Source organism: Ignavibacteriota bacterium (assembly GCA_016708125.1).
Lineage (GTDB): Bacteria > Bacteroidota > Ignavibacteria > Ignavibacteriales > Melioribacteraceae.
Genome location: JADJGF010000001.1, coordinates 887,740 through 906,597, shown reverse-complemented (window position 1 = coordinate 906,597; position 18,858 = coordinate 887,740). Strand labels below are relative to the sequence as shown.

General features: G+C 30.0%; 14 protein-coding genes. 7 read left to right on the top strand and 7 right to left on the bottom strand.

Going from position 1 to position 18,858, the window contains the following annotated elements; translation table 11 throughout:
* Positions 1 to 82: 82 nt before the first annotated feature.
* A complete protein-coding gene (locus IPH62_04320; GenBank protein ID MBK7104489.1) occupies positions 83 to 859 on the top strand; it encodes a ParA family protein in 777 nt (258 codons plus the stop codon).
* Here IPH62_04320 and IPH62_04315 read toward each other — a convergent pair.
* Both IPH62_04315 and IPH62_04310 read right to left on the bottom strand, forming a co-directional pair.
* Positions 856 to 1,245 carry an STAS domain-containing protein gene (locus tag IPH62_04315; GenBank protein ID MBK7104488.1) on the bottom strand — a complete coding sequence of 130 codons (390 nt, stop codon included), beginning with the start codon at positions 1,243 to 1,245 and terminating at the stop codon, positions 856 to 858. The two genes, IPH62_04320 and IPH62_04315, sit on opposite strands and share 4 nt — an antisense overlap.
* Positions 1,246 to 1,385: 140 nt before the next feature.
* Positions 1,386 to 2,030, bottom strand: a complete 645-nt coding sequence (locus IPH62_04310; protein MBK7104487.1) for a hypothetical protein — start codon at positions 2,028 to 2,030, stop codon at positions 1,386 to 1,388.
* A gap of 108 nt (positions 2,031 to 2,138) precedes the next feature.
* On the opposite strand from IPH62_04310, the gene IPH62_04305 reads away from it, so the two are divergent.
* Positions 2,139 to 2,642, top strand: coding sequence for a CYTH domain-containing protein (locus tag IPH62_04305; protein MBK7104486.1), 504 nt, complete (start codon positions 2,139 to 2,141; stop codon positions 2,640 to 2,642).
* Between the two features lie 101 nt (positions 2,643 to 2,743).
* Here IPH62_04305 and IPH62_04300 read toward each other — a convergent pair whose 3' ends face one another.
* The 4 genes from IPH62_04300 to IPH62_04285 form a co-directional block, all read right to left on the bottom strand.
* Positions 2,744 to 5,005, bottom strand: coding sequence for an aconitate hydratase (locus tag IPH62_04300; GenBank protein ID MBK7104485.1), 2,262 nt, complete (start codon positions 5,003 to 5,005; stop codon positions 2,744 to 2,746).
* A gap of 187 nt (positions 5,006 to 5,192) precedes the next feature.
* A complete protein-coding gene (locus IPH62_04295; GenBank protein MBK7104484.1) occupies positions 5,193 to 6,140 on the bottom strand; it encodes an SLAC1 anion channel family protein in 948 nt (315 codons plus the stop codon).
* A gap of 79 nt (positions 6,141 to 6,219) precedes the next feature.
* Entirely contained in the window at positions 6,220 to 6,969 is a 750-nt protein-coding gene (locus IPH62_04290; GenBank protein MBK7104483.1) for a geranylgeranylglyceryl/heptaprenylglyceryl phosphate synthase, read from the bottom strand.
* A gap of 63 nt (positions 6,970 to 7,032) precedes the next feature.
* Positions 7,033 to 9,198, bottom strand: coding sequence for an RNA-binding transcriptional accessory protein (locus IPH62_04285; protein ID MBK7104482.1), 2,166 nt, complete (start codon positions 9,196 to 9,198; stop codon positions 7,033 to 7,035).
* Positions 9,199 to 9,672: 474 nt separating this feature from the next.
* On the opposite strand from IPH62_04285, the gene IPH62_04280 reads away from it, so the two are divergent.
* From IPH62_04280 to IPH62_04270, 3 genes are read left to right on the top strand one after another with little or no spacing between them, the layout of a single operon-like run.
* Complete coding sequence (locus IPH62_04280; protein ID MBK7104481.1) at positions 9,673 to 11,523, top strand: DNA adenine methylase; 1,851 nt, start codon at positions 9,673 to 9,675, stop codon at positions 11,521 to 11,523.
* A complete protein-coding gene (locus IPH62_04275) occupies positions 11,510 to 12,391 on the top strand; it encodes a hypothetical protein (GenBank protein MBK7104480.1) in 882 nt (293 codons plus the stop codon). The genes IPH62_04280 and IPH62_04275 overlap by 14 nt, the downstream gene beginning before the upstream one ends.
* 24 nt (positions 12,392 to 12,415) lie before the next feature.
* Positions 12,416 to 12,877 carry a hypothetical protein gene (locus IPH62_04270; protein MBK7104479.1) on the top strand — a complete coding sequence of 154 codons (462 nt, stop codon included), beginning with the start codon at positions 12,416 to 12,418 and terminating at the stop codon, positions 12,875 to 12,877.
* Between the two features lie 275 nt (positions 12,878 to 13,152).
* Here the strand turns inward: IPH62_04270 and IPH62_04265 are convergent, their stop codons facing one another.
* Positions 13,153 to 15,054, bottom strand: coding sequence for a hypothetical protein (locus tag IPH62_04265; protein MBK7104478.1), 1,902 nt, complete (start codon positions 15,052 to 15,054; stop codon positions 13,153 to 13,155).
* Between the two features lie 623 nt (positions 15,055 to 15,677).
* Here IPH62_04265 and IPH62_04260 point away from each other — a divergent pair.
* Together IPH62_04260 and IPH62_04255 are read left to right on the top strand one after the other, a co-directional pair.
* Complete coding sequence (locus IPH62_04260; GenBank protein MBK7104477.1) at positions 15,678 to 16,640, top strand: T9SS type A sorting domain-containing protein; 963 nt, start codon at positions 15,678 to 15,680, stop codon at positions 16,638 to 16,640.
* A 251-nt stretch (positions 16,641 to 16,891) separates the two neighbouring features.
* Positions 16,892 to 18,790 carry a T9SS type A sorting domain-containing protein gene (locus tag IPH62_04255; GenBank protein ID MBK7104476.1) on the top strand — a complete coding sequence of 633 codons (1,899 nt, stop codon included), beginning with the start codon at positions 16,892 to 16,894 and terminating at the stop codon, positions 18,788 to 18,790.
* Positions 18,791 to 18,858 lie beyond the last annotated feature (68 nt).

Here is an 18,858-nt window from a genome sequence, read left to right as displayed (position 1 = left end):
GTGACGATTAATATATTGAACAATTTTTATTTAATTCATTAGAATTTTTCTATAAATTAGAAGCTAATTATTTATTTGGTACATGGGAAAAATTATTTCAATAACAACGCCAAAAGGCGGAGAAGGCAAAACAACAACAGCTGTAAATTTAGCTGTTGCACTTGCACAAAGCGGAAAAAGGACTTTACTAATTGATTTAGATCCTTCCGGGCAATGTGCGCCGACATTGGGATTAAAAGCTTCAAACATAACCGGCGATTTGTTTGATGTTCTAACTTTTACTAAAGCTTTTAAAAGTGTAATTCATAAAACATTTGAACATAATTTGGATTTTATTCCCATGCGCCAGCTTGAATATGAAGGAGAAGTTAAACTTTCCAAAATTACATCTGATGAATTAATTCTAAAAAGTATTTTAGATTCGGAAATTTATTCATATCATTATATAATTTTTGATTGCCCGCCTTCATTAATTGGAACAACAACAAACATTTTGATGATTGCAGATTCTGTAATTATTCCGGTTAGAACAGCAAGATATTCATTAAATGAAGTTGTAAGAGTTATGAAGCATATTGATTTGGTTAAAGCAAAGTTTAATTCAAAATTAAAAGTAGAAGGAATTCTTCTAACGATGTATGAAGCAAATACAAAAGCTGGTTTTTATACTAAGAAAGTTTTATTAAGAGAATTTCCGAACTATTTATTTCAATATGTAATTCCAAAAAATGTAGAAGTTTCAGAATCCACATTTCATAATTTGCCAATAATTGTTTATAACCCAGAAGCAAAAGCCTCATTGGCGTATAGAAAATTAGCCGACGAATTAATCAGCAGAAATTCCGTTAGTATTATTTAAGCAGCTGTTGCAGAATCTAAATTCGAATATATATCAAAAATCTTATCAAGTTTTGTAATTCTAAAAATAGTTAACTGTCTAATATCCTTAACTACAATTTCAACTTTTGATTTATAATTTTTGTTAAACGTAATAATTGTACTTAAAAATGTAGAATCTATAAAAGTACAAGAGCTTAAATCAAATATTAAATTGTTATTAGAATTATCTAACAAAACTTTTAAAAAATCTTTAAATGATTCAGTTTCATTTGCAGTAGCTCTTAACAGATTTATATGAACAATTGTTTTTTGGTTTATTTCTGATTTAGTAAACATATTAATTGAATTTGTTGATATCCAAGGTTGATTTAAAAATTCTTTTCTTTCAAATAAATTGGTTTCCATTTCTCTCTCCTTTATATCTTTTCCTAAAGATTAACAGCCAATTTATTGAATAAAAAGATTCAAACTGTGATTCAAATCAAGTTTCAAATTAGATTTTGTTTCGAAAAATTCAAAAACTGCAACAAAAATTGAAATACGAATTAATACATTATTCCAATATTAATTGTTAAAGAAACTTGCTGAATTGATTTTCTAAATTCACCATAATATTGTTCAATTCCTTTGTCAAACATTTGATGAAGGTAATATCGAATATTAATTCCGGTCAAATTATTTGTGTTTGTGCCAAAATTTGCACCAAATCCAATATAACCGCCAATTCCATATTTTGCTTGAGCATATCCTAATGAATTAAAAAATTCTCTTTCGGCTGGAGATGTTACGAACATTGTTGGACCAACTGCAATAGAAACGTATGGTCTTAAATTATCGGTAAGAGATTGATAAAATAATCTATATTGTAATCCAAAATTTAATGGAAATAAATAAATTCTATTTTTTTTTCCGTAAATAGGAAGCGGATAACCGAAAATATCATATCGCTCAATTTCTCTTTCGTGTTTTGTTTCAGAAATAGAAAAATCAGAAAAAACAGTTAATGTGTTTGAATAATTATGTCTATAAAACCCGCCTAAACCAAATCCGCCTTCGCCAATCATTAAATCCAACCCAATTGCATTATCCGGAAAATCTATATTTGGTTTTTCTTCGCCAAGCTGTCCAATTTTTTGGGAAAAATTTATTACAAACGGAAAAATCAAAAAAAATAAAAGAAATTTTTTCATGGTTTTCTCAAAATTGCTTACTTTTTAAAATATATAAATATTTGTAAAAATCAATACACTAATTAAACAACAGAAGTTCAAAAATCCAGTGAAATTTTTGAGGATAAAATGGCAACAAATTTGGAAATTAAAGTAAAGTTAGAAAATTTTGATAATATTTTGAAAATACAAAATGATAAAAATATTCAGCATGAAAAAACAATTTTACAAAAGGATATTTATTATAAAATTCCGGCTGGACTTTTAAAATTGCGAAAACACAATGAAGGTTTTGAATTAATTAAATATCAGCGAAATGAAAAAGACGGTGAAAGATGGAGTAATTATTTTGTTCTAAATATTTCCGGAGAAAATGTTGAAAATTATTTTAGTGATATTTTTGAAACTGAAACAGTTGTAGAAAAAGTTCGCGAATTATACATATACAAAAACACAAGAATTCATTTGGATGAAGTAAAAAATTTAGGAAAATTTTTAGAACTCGAAACCGTTGTTAAAAATATTTCTCAAGTTGAAGCAAAAACAGAGTTTGATGAAATTGTGAAATTATTAGAATTGGATGAAAAAAATCAGATTAGAAAATCTTATAGAGATTTGATTTTAGAAAAATAAAATAGAACACAGAAAACGCAGAAGAAATTGATAATCACAGATAAAACTATGAGAATCTTTTTTTCGGTGTCATCTGCGTTCTATTTTTCAATATTATAAATTTATTTATTTTGTGCCGCAATTAAATTTAATGCACTTCCGGCTTTAAACCACTCAATTTGATTTGCATTAAATGTATGATTTAACATTGCTTCATCGGTTGTTCCATCAGAATGTTTCATAATCATCTTTACTTGTGAACCGGGAGCTAAATCTTTTAAACCAATCAAACTAATTTTGTCATCTTCTTTTACTTTATCATAATCTGCGGGATTATCAAAAGTTAACGGAAGCATTCCTTGTTTCTTCAAATTAGTTTCGTGAATTCTTGCAAAACTTCTTACAATAATTGCTTTGCCATTTAAGAATCTTGGTTCCATTGCCGCATGTTCGCGAGATGAACCTTCGCCGTAATTTTCATCGCCAACAACAACCCAACCTAAACCTTCTGCTTTATATTCACGGGCAACTTTACTTACATTTTTATATTCTTGAGTGAAAACATTTTTCACTTCACCGGCTTTATCAGTAAATGCATTTATTGCACCCAAAAATAAATTATCGGAAATGTTGTCTAAATGTCCGCGGAATTTTAACCAAGATCCAGCCATAGAAATATGATCGGTTGTACATTTACCCTTAGCTTTTAACAATAATGGTAAATCTGTAAAATCATTTCCGTCCCATTCTGAAAATCTTTCCAAAAATTGTAATCTTTTGCTTTCCGGATTTATAATAACTTCTGTACCATAATATTTTTCAGAGGGAGCGATGAAGCCTTCTAAATCTGGTTGAAATCCGTTTTGCGGAAGTTCATCACCAAAAGGAATATCCAATTTAATTTCTTCGCCTTTATCATTTACCAAAACATCTGTTTCCGGATTAAAAGTAATTTTTCCGGCAATTGTTAAAGCTGTTGTAATTTCCGGAGAAGCCACAAATGCCAAAGTATTTGGATTTCCATCTTGTCGTTTTGCAAAATTTCTGTTGAATGAAGTTACAATACTATTTCTTTTTTGTTCGGGATTATCCATTCTTTGCCACATTCCAATACAAGGTCCGCAGGCATTTGAAAGAACAACTCCGCCAAAATCTGTAAGAGTTTTTAATTGTCCATCGCGTTCAATTGTTGCTCTAACTTGTTCAGAGCCGGGAGTAATTGTGAATTGTGCTTTTGCTTTTAATCCTTTAGAAAGCGCTTGTTTTGCAATATTTGCGGCGCGGTCAATATCTTCATAACTTGAATTTGTGCAGCTTCCGATTAAACCAACACTCAATTCTTCCGGAAAATCATTTTCTTTTGCAGTTTCTTTCATTTTAGAAATTGGAATTGAACGATCCGGTGTGTAAGGTCCATTCAAATGAGGTTCAAGTTCGTTTAAATTAATTTCTATAATTTGATCAAAATATTTTTCTGGATTTTCATAAACACCATCATCAGCAGTTAAAAGTTTTGCGTGTTGTGTTGCTAATTCCGCAACATCAGCGCGATCAGTGGCTTTTAAATATGCTGCCATTTTTTCATCGAAAGCAAATGTAGAAGTTGTTGCTCCAATTTCTGCGCCCATATTGCAGATTGTTCCTTTTCCGGTACATGAAATTGATTTTGCACCTTCACCAAAATATTCAACAATTGCACCGGTTCCGCCTTTTACTGTTAAAATTCCGGCAACTTTTAAAATCACATCTTTTGGTGAAGTCCAACCCGAAAGTTTACCGGTTAATTTTATTCCAATTAATTTTGGCCATTTCAATTCCCAAGCCATTCCAGCCATAACATCAACAGCATCAGCACCGCCAACGCCGATTGCAATCATTCCCAATCCGCCGGCATTTGGAGTGTGTGAATCTGTTCCAATCATCATTCCGCCCGGGAAAGCATAATTTTCCAACACAACTTGATGAATAATTCCGGCACCGGGTTTCCAAAATCCAACGCCAAATCTTTTAGAAATACTTTCTATAAAATTGTAAACTTCTTCATTTTCACTTTTTGCTCTGTTCAAATCAGCTTCGGCGCCAACTTGCGCTTGTATTAAATGATCGCAATGAGATGTTGAAGGAACGGCAACACTTTTTCTTCCGGAATGCATAAATTGCAAAAGTGCCATTTGAGCTGTTGCATCTTGCATTGCAACTCTATCGGGTGCCAAATCAACATAATCTTTTCCACGAGTAAATTCTTTTGCAACATTATCCCACAAATGAGCATATAATATTTTTTCAGTATAAGTCATTGGTCGGTTTAAAACATTTCTTGCAGCATTTATTTTGGCTTCAAGATTGCTATAAACTTTTTGAATCATATCAAAGTTTGCTGTCATTTATATTCTCCTCACAAATTTTATAATTTTTTCCAAAGTTAACTAATTTCCAAATGTTTTTCTTTAGAATATAAAATAAACTGAGTGTAAATCTTTAGTTAAGTCGATAAAATTTTGCAGAATTAATATTAGCACTTTTCAAATAATCAAAAAATTATATTTCATCCATAGTATTTTGATGGGAAAATTATTCTTCCACACAAACTTCTTTATTCTTAATTGCGATAACTGTTTTATAAAAAATTATTCCAATAACAAAAGTTAGAATTATCAACAAAGCTATTGATAAATATGAAAAAAAATCGAATTGAGTTTGGTGAAACATTAAAATTGTCGCAATTGTTATAGCAGATAACGGGAATGAATAAGCCCACCATGAAAAATAAAATTTAATTTTACCAAACATTTTTATTTGAAAAAAAAGCAGCAATGTTAAGAAAAGTGCATAGTAATAAAGTATTTTTGAGAAATCATTTATTTCTCCGCTTATCTTAAAATATGAGATAAAACCAACTGCCGGCGGTGCAATTAAAATAAATAATGTAGGAAGCAATCTTTCCGGCAAAGGATGATGAAATATTATTCGATTGAAAAATATCACCATTAAAATTATCCAGAAGAAAAATCCTATTGAAAAGAAGAACCAAGAAATTTCACTTGAAAAAAAATCTACACCGGAAATAGGAACTAAAATATTTCCAACAGCTGGTATAAACCAAGCCGGATTCATATGTAAAATTTCAAAATGTGTGTGCTGAATCCAAATTGAAATTATTTTAAGTGTTAATAATAGCTGTCCAATTGTTCCAACAATCCAGAGAATTTTTGAAATTGTAAAATCAATTTTAACCAATGCCACACTAAGCATTATGAAGCTTATAGAAATTGTTGGAAAAAAACTTAGTTTAATTGGATGATTAAATTCTTTTAAAACTTCTGATCTAAACTTTACAGTTTTAAGAAAATAAATTATTAGAATTACCAGAAATATTAAAATTGTAAGTGCTAAAATAATTGAGCTTACTTTAATTGGATTATGTAAAAAAGTTTCGCTTCTTTGAAGTGCTAAAGTAAATCCGGTTAAGCCTAAAATTATAGAGAAAAAATTGATTGGGAAATTTTTGAGTCGTTCCATTTAAAAAACTTTATAAGTTAAAATAGATACGATGATTAAAAACTAAAAATGTTTCGGGAAATTCTGAAAAATTAAAAATTTATTTTTTGGTTTTATGAACGGCTTGTGCAAACTCCAGAATTAAATTCCAATTATCTTCATCTTCAAAATAGTTTCCGGTGATTATAATTTTTGCACCGGCTTCAACTTTTTCTTTTGCTTCTTGCGGAGTTCTAATTCCGCCGCCAACAATAACCGGAACAGAAATTTGTGAGGAAACAAATTTAATCATTTCGTTTGGCACTGATTTTTCAGCACCCGAACCGCCTTCTAAATAAATTAATTTCATTCCTAAATATTCTCCGGCAAGTGCAGTTGCAACGGCAATTTCGGGTTTGTTTCTTGGGATTGGCTTGCTTCCGCTTATATATTCTGCTGTTGTAGTTTGTCCTGATTCAACTAAAATATATCCGGTAGAGATTGCTTCAATATTATATTTTTTTATCAATGGCGCGGCTTGAACATGTTTACCAATTAGATGATCGGCATTTCTTCCACTTATTAATGATATAAATAAAATTGCATCTGCAAATTTTGAAACTTGGTTAACACTTCCCGGAAAAATTATAATTGGCAGATTTGTATATTTTTTTACTTCAATTATTGATTCATCTAAATTTCCATTAATCATTAAACTTCCGCCAATAAGAAACCCATCAACTCCAGAATTTTCACAATGCTGAATAAATGATTTAGATTTTTCAAGCGGCAGTTTATCCGGATCGATCAGAATAAAATAAGCTGCACCTTTCGTTTCAATTATATTTTCTATTTGCTTATAAATTTTCATTTTATCAAATAAATAGGAAAAATCTTAAAATCAAAATAGTAAACTTTGTATAAAATGTCTTTATTATTTCATACTTAAAGCAATTCTATTTTTTTGTACATCAACGGATTTTATTTTTATATCAATAATATCACCGACGCTTACAATTTCCATCGGGTGTTTTACAAATTTATTTGCCATTTCAGAAATGTGAAGAAGTCCGTCTTGTTTAACTCCAATATCCACAAAAGCGCCGAAATCTACAACGTTTCTTACTGTTCCTTTTAAAGTCATTCCAATTTCCAAATCTTCAATTTTTAGAACATCGCTGCGCAAAATTGGTTTTGGCATATCTTCACGCGGATCTCTTCCGGGTTTTACAATATTCTGAATTATATCTTCGAGTGTTGGTGTTCCAATATTTAATTGATCGGCAATTTTTCCAATTCCTTTTTTCTCAGCAAATTGTTTTACAAGCAAACCTTTTTCATTAATTGAAGTTGAAGAAATTTCGCACATTTGCAAAAGTTTTTCGGTCGCTTCATAAGATTCCGGGTGAATAAAAGTTGAATCCAATGGATTTTCACCGCCGCTGATTTTTAAAAATCCGGCGGCTTGTTCAAATAATTTATCTCCAACACCGCTAACTTCTTTAAGCTGATTACGGTTTTCAAACCGACCGTTTTCTTCACGATATTTAACAATATTATTTGCAATTCTTTTGCTCAATCCGGAAACGTAAGTTAAGAGAGAAGATGAAGCTGTATTTATGTCAACGCCAACATAATTCACGCAGCTGATTACAACATCATCTAAATTTTTATTTAGTAATTTCTGATCAACATCATGCTGATAAAGTCCAACGCCGATAGACTTGGAATCAATTTTTACAAGTTCAGCAAGCGGATCTAAAACTCTGCGAGCGATTGAAATATTTCCACGCTGGCTTGCTTCCAAATCCGGAAATTCTTGTTTAGCAATTGGCGATGCCGAATATACAGAAGCTCCGGCTTCATTTACGATTAAGTAATGACAATTCAATTTATAATCTTTAATAATTGATGAAACCAACAATTCAGTTTCTCTGCTTGCGGTTCCGTTACCGATTGCAATTAATTCAACATTATATTTTTTGATAAATTTTAAAATTGTTTGAATGGAGATATCTTTTTTATTTTGCGGCGGATGAGGATAAATAGTTTCACCTTCCAAATATTTTCCAGTTTTATCAATTACCGCAACTTTAGATCCCGAAACAAATCCCGGATCAATTCCCATAATTATTTTATTCATAATTGGCGGCTGAAGCAAAAGCTGTTTTAAATTTGATGCAAAAACTTTTACAGCGTGTTCATCGGCAATTTCTGTTAAATAATTTCTAATTTCTCTTTCAATTGATGGCTGAATTAATCTGTTGAATGAATCGGAAGTTGTTTCATCTAATAAATATTCAAAGAATGATTTTTTGAAAGTGAAAAAAGTTTTGTAAATATTTTTTAATATTTCACTTTTATCAAACTCGAAAGCTATTTTTAAAAATCCTTCATTCTCGCCGCGATTTAAAGCCAAAACTTGATATGGTTTAATTCTTGTAATTTCAATTTTAAAATTGTGATAAATTTCATAAACATCTGTTTTCTTAGAATTTTCATCAGCTGATTTTTTGCTAACTTTTGTAGAACAAACATTTGATGAATTTAATAAACTTTCTCTTACTAATTTTCTCACTTCGGCATTATCGCTAATCATTTCTGCAATTATATCTTTAGCTCCGTTTACTGCATCTTCAATTGTGAGAACTTCTTTTTCTTTGCTTAAATATTGTTCTGCAATTTTATTAAAGTCGCCGGAGAAATTTGGATTATCAATTATAAAATGTGCTAAAGGCTCTAATCCTTTTGCCTTTGCAACGGTTCCGCGGGTTTTACGTTTTGGTTTGTACGGAAGATACAAATCTTCAACATCTTGAAGTTTATCGGCGGCAAGAATTTTTTCTTTTAATTCATCAGTTAATTTCCCTTGTTCTTCAATACTTTTTAGAACTGCGGCTTTTCTATCTTCTAGTAAAGTTAAATAGTTATTTAAATTTTCGATTTCGCGTAATTGATCTTCATCCAAACCGCCGGTTTTTTCTTTACGATATCTTGCGATAAATGGAATTGTTGCTTCTTCGGCAAATAAACTTAAAACAGTTTCGACTTGAGATTTACTAATATTTAAAACTTTTGCAATACTTTGTGGAATGTTCATTAAAAATCCTTGAATTTATTAAACCTACATTTAGAAAAATCGGATGGTAAATTTAGCAGTATAAATTTTTATTTCAACCTTGATATAATAAAATTTTTTTTCAATCTATTTTCTTAATAATATCAATAAATTTTTAATAATCTAAAATCAAATTTTAAGAAATGAAAAAACAATAATTACACCAATCCATAAAGTTTTTAACAAACTAAATTTATCATTGTGAAAACATATATTTTATATATTATCACTTATCTAAGTTAATATTATACAAATTCATTTAAAGTTAATATCTTTGCATGAACATTCAGATATAATTATTTAGTTAAGTAAGAACTTACTTATAAACAAATCAAGAAATTTTAAAGATATAGAATTATAAGCAGTTTACAGAACGAATGAAAATTCAATTAATTAGGTACATATTAGAATCAAATTTAATGATAAGAAAAACAACTTTTTAATAATGAAAAAAAAATGAGATATTACGGAGCAAAGACAAAACTTCTCCCTTTTATTGAACAAGTTGTAAGGAAAACAGGTGTAAATGGTACATCTAATTTCGTTGATTTGTTTTCAGGCACATCAGCAGTTGGTAGACATTTTAAAAAACTTGGATACACTGTTATTGCCAATGACACGCTTGAATTTTCATATGCGATTGCAAAGGCGTACATTGAACTTAACGAAGAACCACAATTCAAGAAACTAAAATCACACCTCAAACTAAAAAATGGTAACGAAACTTTGTTCGATTATATGAACAAAATGAAACCAATGAAAGTCGGTGGATTTATGTTTGAAAATTATTCACCAAATGGTGGCAGACAATATTTTTCAGACCAAAACGCTCTTAAAATTGACATGTTTCGTTATTTGTTTGAAGAATGGAAAGAAGAAAATATAATCAATGAACTTGAATATTATTATCTCATCACATCTTTATTACGTGGAGTTAATTTAACAAGTAATGTATCGGGAACTTATGCAGCGTATTTAAAAACTTGGGACAAAAGAGCGTTAAATCCTTTAATTCTTGAACCAGTTGAAATCATCCCGAGCAAGAACAAAAACAAAGTTTTTAAGAAAGACGCAAACGAACTTATTAAGGAAATAAATCCCGACATACTTTATCTTGACCCACCATACAATAGTAGACAATATGCTTCTAATTACTTTATTCTTGAATTAATTGCAGAAGGGTGGTTTAAGTCAAAACCAGAAATTTATGGTGAAACTGGAATGAGAAAGTATGACCATCAAAAATCAAAGTATTGTTTTAAAAATTCAGCGTTAAATACGCTTGAAGATTTGATTTTAAACTCAACAAAATCACAATACATTATTTTGAGTTACAACAACGAGGGCGTTATTCCGCAAACCGCTATTGAACAAACGCTTTCACGAATTGGAACGGTAGAAACTTTTACGGAAAACCACAAACGATACAAAAGCATTAACCAAACAGTTAAAGACCCTCAACTAACTTTGGAGCATCTTTTTTTAGTTCAACCGAAGAAAACCGTCAACAAAACAAACAACTTGTCAGGCAAAGAATGGTTACAAAATTCGTTCAGCATTTGGCGTGATTTAGGAAAAACAGAAGAAGAAAAGAAATTAAAACATCCTGCAATTTTTACTGTAAAATTAGTTTCTAAAGTCATTGATACTTTTTGCAAACCAAATGGCGGTAAAATTTTGGATTGCTTTGCAGGTTCGGGTACGACTTTAATTGCAGGTTTGAAAAAAGACAAAGAAGTAATTGGTTTTGATTTAAGTTCCGATTATAAAAAACTTTTCGTCAAACGAGCAACAAACTCGTACAACATTAATCTCTATGGATTAGAAGATAAATACATTGTAGGCGACTCACGTCAACTATCTAAAAAGATAGAAGAAGAATCTATTGACTTGTGTATTACTTCGCCACCGTATTGGGACATTTTGAATAGACAACGTACAGCCGACTACAAGGAAAATAAAAACTATTCAAACAAAAACAATGACTTGGGAAACATTGAAGATTACAACGAGTTTGTTTTTTCTTTGAAAGACGTATGTAGTGAAGTTTATAAAGTGATGAAACCAAAAGGCTATTTCATTTTAAACGTTATGGATTTAAGAAAGAAAGACAAGTTTTTTCCATTACACATTGACACAGCAAAAGTTGCACAAGAAGGGGGATTTTCTTTTGAAGATATTGTAATTTGGGACAGACAACCCGAGTACAACAATATGCGACCATTAGGCTATCCTCACAAATTTATCATAAACAAAGTACACGAGTACATTTTAATTTTCAGAAAATTAGATAATGGAAAAAAATAAAATATCGAACTTCTTAACAGCAGACATTTCTTACCTGTTGGGGTTAATAACAGGACACGGAGAAATTCAATACAACAGCGATGTAAAGAAAATCATCATTGATTTTGAATACAAAACTTTGGAATCAAAAGCTATCGCAAAAGTTTTTGACCAACGTCTACACATTCAAACTTCACTTGACCCTGTTGTATATCGTTTGCAACAAATGGGTATCAACGTTCAAAAAGTAACAGGCGATAAAATTTCACTTGTACTAACTTGGATTAAAGAAGATATTGCTTGGTTGTTTATCAAATTTCTAATAAACGGAACACGTTTTAGTTTTCACGATTTTCTCATTCCAGAGCCTATTTTTGAAACAACAGAAGCTAACAAAAAAGAATTTTTGCGAGGACTTGCTGACGTTACAGGTTTTGTAAGAAAATCAAACGTTGACCAAGCAGGCAAACATCGTGTTTACATTGAAATATCAAACAAGAATTGGTTTTTGCCACCACAAATTTGTCAGCTTACACAATCGTTAAACGTATCAATTCAGTACATCGGTTACGGACACCCAAACATTAGAGGCGGTTCGGGTACAAGTTGGGCAAAAGAACATCAAATCAAAATTTACGCAGAAGATTTTGAAAATATTGGTTTCTATATTTCTCACAAAAACGAAGCATTAGCGGAACTTTCAGAATATAACAAGACAAGTAAACCAAGACGACAAGCCTTGTGCACAGGAAATGTTGGTCGAGAAAAAGTAAAAACAACTCACAACCACGAAACACACGAAAAATTACCGACAGAATTAAACGGGCAACATTTCAACAGCTACAAGGGAATATGTAAATGTTTGGGTTGCTATTTACAAAAAGATTAAGCGATGTATAAAACAGAAATTGAAATGTATCCCGACATAATTAAGTGGCTTAAAAGCGACTTACAACAGAAGTTTGGGAAAAAGGCAACAAAAATTCAAGTTTTAGACACTCACGATAGTGATTTGAGTAATTTCATTATGCACCTTAACTATCAAAAACACTTTCCTGCATTTACGACATATAAAATCCGACAAGACATAACAGGTTTTATTGAATACAAAGAATATGTTGAATTAGTTTTTGTAGAATGTAAAAACACAACTCTATCTTTAATCAACTTATCACAGTTAATTGGATATTCAAGCATTGCATTACCAATTTATGCAATTTTGCTAAGTCCACAGGGAATGGGAACAACATTGGCAAAACTACTGCAAACATATAACAGAAAAGACGTTTTGGAATTTAAACCAAACAGAAAAATACAAGTAATAAAGTGGGACTATTATAAACAAGATGTTGACCACATGAACAGTATAATATAGTCTTAAATTTTATTTTCAAATTATTTTGTACTATGCCACTAAAAAATCACAAAAATTTAACTTCTCAAACACAAAACAACAGTATATAAAAGGAAATTAGTACTTTAACCTTGAAAAGGTTATGGAAACTTCATTTATTAAATTTGAGTAAAAAATATTTTATTAATTTTTTTATTGTTACTTAAATTATTGCCAGTATGACAAATTACTAACACTTAAAGAAACACCGGCAATACTCAGCAATCGCAAAAAGACAAACAAAATTCAAAAATAAATTAAATTACATTAAACGGATTATCATTTCTATCTGCTAAGCGATAAGTATGCTTAAATTCTTCTTTCTCCAATACACGCAATAGTTTTAACGGATCGTTAACAATAATTCCATCCAATTTTGTAACTAAAATTCTTGCCATTGAATCGGGATCGTCCAAAGTCCAGTAATAAATTTTTTTTACTATTCCGCGAATTGCTCTTTTTTTTGCTGCAATTAAAAACTGCGGAATAAAATGTTTTAAAGGTTTTGGAACTTGAGAAGCAATTCCGCTTCCCCACCAAAAATTTCCTTCGCGCCTTTGTTCAAAGGCTTTTTCAGTTGTATTAAAACTTTCTTCACTTAAATCTGCGCCAAAATATTTTTTAAATTCGGCGGGAATTGTTTCAAAAAATCCATCAAAAAATGGAGTGTAATTTTTTTTACCGATTGACATGATACTATGAATTCTGTTATTAATGTTTTTATGTAAAAAATTATCTTGAATAATTTTTGCCATTTCAATTCCGCATTGATTTAACAATTTCTTTGGAACTTCGCCAAGTTTGCAATCATAAATTACCAAAGAAAGTTTTGGAAAATTTTCTTCAAACTCTTTTAATTTCTCTAAAAATATTTTCAATTCAGTTTTAGCCAAACTTCTTTCCATTAAATTTATTTTATCTGGATCAAAATCCGGACGAAATCCATGAAAAACATCGAATGAAAAAGTTTTATTTTTGTAATCAAATTTTGGAGTAATATCAAACTCAACTGCGTTGCTTCCCATATCCAAAGCTTCTTCAACATACGCTGGAGTATTAACCATATGCGCAATTGCATAAAATGGTCTTTGATGAAGTTTTTGCGTTGTAAGTTCAACTTCAACATTGTGAGGAATTTCCGCTTCATCTAACCAAGAATAAAATGGGAATACGGATTTAGTTTTTGTGCTTTCATTTATTATCGTAATTTTATTTAGAAACCATCCGTCGCCAATCCATTTTTCATCATGCCAGATTTTTATTTTTTCTATTTCACCCAAATCTTTTGTGGAAATTTTTAGAAAGTCTACAATTCCGGCTTCAAAAGCATTTCGCGCAATCAAATCATTTAATTTAATTGCTTCGGAAATTCCCTTTGTTCCGAATAAAATCATAGAAACATTTGCATCGGTTCCGCCGCCTAAAACATCTCCGTTTGTAATTATTATTGTGTATTCAACATTATTAGGATTGAATGAAAATTCTTGATCTGTTTTTATCCAAGTGAATATTGGGAAAGTTGAAAAATTATTTTCCGCTTCTTTTTTTATTTTAATTCTGTTTATGTAAATGTTGGAATTAAAACCGGAGCTATCTGTTTTGAGCTTAATTTCATTGATGTTTCCGATATCTTCATTTTGCAAAGTAAAAATTTCCGTGTAACCAGCAATAAATTCTTTGTTAGAAATCAACGGTTTTATGTTGATGAAATTTGCTGAATTTTTTGAACCGATAAGTGAAATAAATAAATTTGAATTACTTCCGGAACCGGGAAGTGTTCCCATAATTAATTCAATTTGATAATTTATTAATTGCTTTGGCGCAAACTCATATTTTTTATTTCCTTTTATCCACTGATTAATATTAAAAAAATGTGATTTTTTATTTGTGAGATTTTCAATTGTGCACGCTTCTAAAAACCAATCTGCGCCAAACCATTTATTGTTGTGCCAAATTTCTATTTTTTCAACTTCACCAAAATCTTCGGTTTCAATTAAAAAACTATCAATATTATCTTTTTCAAAAACATTTTTATTTTTATGTTCATTAAGAGTTAAATCTAGTGTATTAAATAAACTTCCGTAAATTTTAATTGTAACGTCCGCATCGGTTCCGGCATTATCAACACTTCCGGTTTTAATTGATATTCTAAAATCCATAACATTCCTATTTTTTTAACAAAAATTTATTAAAAATTAAATGAAATCAATAAGAATTTCTATAAAGGTTTAGAAATAAAAGATATGATCTTCTGAAAAGATCGCATCTTTTTTGCGGTCACTGACCATTCAGTAACATTTTACAATTCTGTCATCGAGTGGTCGATGACAGAAAGAAAACATTATAAGTTATATATGTAAGTATTAATACTTACATAAAATGTTAATTCTTTGCTAATAAATAAATTAAAAATCGATTTATTAAAAAATTATAAGGAAAAATATTAAGTAAGTATTTATGCTGATGTTTTAAGCTGAAACATTTATTATATATTGTAAACTTAAAAAATAAAATAATGTTTATTTATATTTTTGGCATAGTTTTTCTCTCTCTCTCTCTCTCTCTCTCTCTCTCTCTCTCTCTCTCTCTCTGAATTTTTCCGAAATTCTTCAAATTTATTTTTTTCAATTGCTCTTTTTATTTTTCTTTTCTATACTTGCCTGCGGCAGGCAGGTAAGTACAAGAGTTTTGCCGTGAATCTACAAAATGCAAAAAATTGCTTTTTTGTTGGGTTTACATGAAGAAAAGGAATTCTGAAAACAATTTTTTATATGGAGATAAAATGAAAAAAATATTATTACTTGAATTTTACTTGATTTGTACCATAATATACCCGCAGAAAAATGCAGGAGTTGCTGAGTTTTTTAAGATTAATAATGTTAAACTGAATAAAGTTAATGACACAACTGAAATTGACCCCTATAGTTTTTTCCCATTAAAAGTTAGTAATTTCTGGCAGTATCATAGCCAAGGAGATTTTATATGGTATGAAATTATTACTAGGGATTCAATATTAGCAGATAGTTCACATCTGTACTATTATAATGGTAGTGAAAAAAGAACTCCTCAATGGCCAGATTATAGAATAGATACTAACTACAATGTTTATTACGACCCTAATGACTGGAATAGACTTTATTACAAACTTGATGCAAAAATTGGTGAAAGATGGTGGATTGTTAAATTCTTTGATTCTGATAGCAATTTTATTGAGGGAGATATTGGTGAAATTGATACAATTTATCAAGGTTATTATTTAGGACGCTATACTACTTTCAAAGTTATTAGTAAGTACCTAGAATATAATAATTTTGGTGAAATTGTTGAGTATTGGGACAGTGATAGAGTCTTAGCATCTGGTATGGGGTTGATTTATGAAGATAAAGATGGTATTCAACCGGATATTTTAATTTCTGCTATTATTGATGGTGATACAATTGGCACTATTGTTGGCTTGGAAGAAAAAAAAGAAATTCGATTTTTTGATGAATTTAAACTTTTTCAAAATTATCCCAATCCCTTTAATGCTAATACTAAAATAGAATATACAATACATAAGCACGCGGAATATAATCAAATTGTTTATAACTGTCTTGGACAAATCATTTATAATAATAAAAAGTTCTATAAACCAGGAAACTATCAGTTTAGCTTAGATTTAGATAAATATTCAAGTGGTGTATATTTTTTTCAATTATCAAGTCCATATAAAAAGCAAATTATTAAAATGATTTATTTAAAATAATTGGAGATAATATGCTAAAGAAATTATTATTTATTTTTTTTGTATTAGGAAACATAATTAATTTTTCTAATACAAATTCTTCAACCGAAAACTGCATTGCAACATCATCAACTGATTATACCTACGGAGCAGGAGGTTATAAGCTACCTTCAATTGGTACATTGAATATTTTAATTGTTTTTGCAGAGTTTAAAGATGATAACTATAATTCTACAAATACAAGATGGATAAAAGGACAATCACCAAAAGATATGGGTAAATGGATTGATCAAACATGGTCAACAAATCCAACCCAAGGTTCCTTAACTCATTATTTTAACGAAATGTCCTATAATAAATTCAAATTTACCGGTAAGGAAATACACGTAGTAACTAATAAAACCAGAGCTGAATATGATGACTTAAATATGAAAAGATTTGATATACACAAAGAATTACTGCAATCAATTGATGCAACAGAAAATTTTGCTAACTATGATAAATGGAAATTAGAAAGCAACTATTTACATACAAATACTGCTGATACTAAAGTTGACATGATAATTTTTGTTTGGCGAAATATTACTAAAGATGTCTCAGGTATTAATTATGAAAGTGTATTAGGTTTTGGTAATAATTATGGTGATCTTGGGCGAGGTGGAGATATTTCCGTTGATTCTGGTGCACGTAAAATAAATACTGATACATGGGGAAGTGGAGTAACAGTAAAATCATATTTTGGTCAAGATCCATTTAGAATTGCATTACATGAATTTAATCATTACCTACTGGGTCATAATAATATGCACAATGGATACGGTTACTGGGGAATGTTAGCAGATTGGGGAACAAAATCATACACCATAAATGCTTTCGAAATGTACCAGCTTCAATGGGCAGAATCTGCCGCAGCATTTACAATTGATGCAACAAATTCAAGTGTTGAAACAATAACAAAAAGTATAGGTGATTTTTTAACAACAAATAAGGCAATTCGGGTTAAATATGATGCAGATAAATACTTTTATATAGAAAACCATCAAAAGACTTCTTATTGGGAATCACATGCTCCATTTTCAGACCATCCAAATAGTATTGATGGAACTATTGAAAATGGTATTTATATTATAAGACAAGAAGGACTATTAGGCACTGGTCGTGAGTGTATTCCAGCAGATGGAAGATATGATTGGGAAGCTATTGATAAAATTAATAATCCGTATGATCAGAACAAAATTTTACCAGTTTGGAAAAACTTTGGAGTAGATAAAACCGATGGTCATCATTCATTAGAAAATAAAATTGTACATAATTATCCAGGTTGTACAGAAAGCTCATCTTCAATATATTTTGTAAAAAACCCGATTACAAATTTAGTGGATGAGCCAAAGTATTATTTAGGTAATGGTTTACAGGCATTTAGAATTGGTTATCAACAAATTTTTTCTCCATGGAGCAATCCAAACAATCAAAATAAGAATAAAAATACTTTAAACTTCACTTTTAGTTTAAATTACCTAAATAATGGAATTGCTACTATTAGTATCTTTAAAAATAATCCAATTGCATCAAATCCCTCAAAACCTCAAAATTTAAAAATTACATCAAATGGAAATCATCCATTGTTAACATGGAATGCAAATGACGAAACAGATTTATCAGGATACGTAATTTGGAGAAAAGAGGGTAATTCAAACTGGTTACAAATTGCTACTACAACAAAATTTGTTACTAGTTATAGTGATAACGATGTTACTACAAATATACAAGGGTATAATTATTTTTACAAAATCACAGCATTTGATACACAAAGTAAAATTTCAGTATACAGTAATGAGGTTTCTATTAGAGGTGTAATGTACAAATCTGCCATTGAGGATGAAAACAGTAATGGGGATGAATTACCAACAGAATATAAACTTTCTCAGAACTATCCAAATCCTTTTAATCCAAGTACAAAAATAGTTTATGATATACCAAAAAATAATCAAGTTTCCTTAATGGTTTATAATAGTTTAGGTAAAGAAGTTAGTGAATTGGTAAATGGTTTTAAACAAGCCGGCAGTTATTCTGTAACATTTGATGCCAGTAATTTGCCAAGCGGTGTATATTTTTACAAACTTCAAGCCGGAGAATACAATCAAGTAAATAAAATGATATTGTTAAAGTAATTTTCGTTTGCCAGACAAAACAAGGGGGTTCTGGCAAAATTTGTTTTTAAATTAACCTATATAAAAAT

Coding starts and splice junctions, on each gene's coding strand:
- IPH62_04320 (MBK7104489.1), top strand. CDS start 83: ATGGGAAAAATTATTTCAATAACAACGCCAAAAGGCGGAGAAGGCAAA.
- IPH62_04270 (MBK7104479.1), top strand. CDS start 12,416: ATGTATCCCGACATAATTAAGTGGCTTAAAAGCGACTTACAACAGAAG.
- IPH62_04310 (MBK7104487.1), bottom strand. CDS start 2,030: ATGAAAAAATTTCTTTTATTTTTTTTGATTTTTCCGTTTGTAATAAAT.
- IPH62_04260 (MBK7104477.1), top strand. CDS start 15,678: ATGAAAAAAATATTATTACTTGAATTTTACTTGATTTGTACCATAATA.
- IPH62_04275 (MBK7104480.1), top strand. CDS start 11,510: ATGGAAAAAAATAAAATATCGAACTTCTTAACAGCAGACATTTCTTAC.
- IPH62_04315 (MBK7104488.1), bottom strand. CDS start 1,245: ATGGAAACCAATTTATTTGAAAGAAAAGAATTTTTAAATCAACCTTGG.
- IPH62_04300 (MBK7104485.1), bottom strand. CDS start 5,005: ATGACAGCAAACTTTGATATGATTCAAAAAGTTTATAGCAATCTTGAA.
- IPH62_04290 (MBK7104483.1), bottom strand. CDS start 6,969: ATGAAAATTTATAAGCAAATAGAAAATATAATTGAAACGAAAGGTGCA.
- IPH62_04255 (MBK7104476.1), top strand. CDS start 16,892: ATGGGTAAATGGATTGATCAAACATGGTCAACAAATCCAACCCAAGGT.
- IPH62_04305 (MBK7104486.1), top strand. CDS start 2,139: ATGGCAACAAATTTGGAAATTAAAGTAAAGTTAGAAAATTTTGATAAT.
- IPH62_04265 (MBK7104478.1), bottom strand. CDS start 15,054: ATGGATTTTAGAATATCAATTAAAACCGGAAGTGTTGATAATGCCGGA.
- IPH62_04285 (MBK7104482.1), bottom strand. CDS start 9,198: ATGAACATTCCACAAAGTATTGCAAAAGTTTTAAATATTAGTAAATCT.
- IPH62_04280 (MBK7104481.1), top strand. CDS start 9,673: ATGAGATATTACGGAGCAAAGACAAAACTTCTCCCTTTTATTGAACAA.
- IPH62_04295 (MBK7104484.1), bottom strand. CDS start 6,140: ATGGAACGACTCAAAAATTTCCCAATCAATTTTTTCTCTATAATTTTA.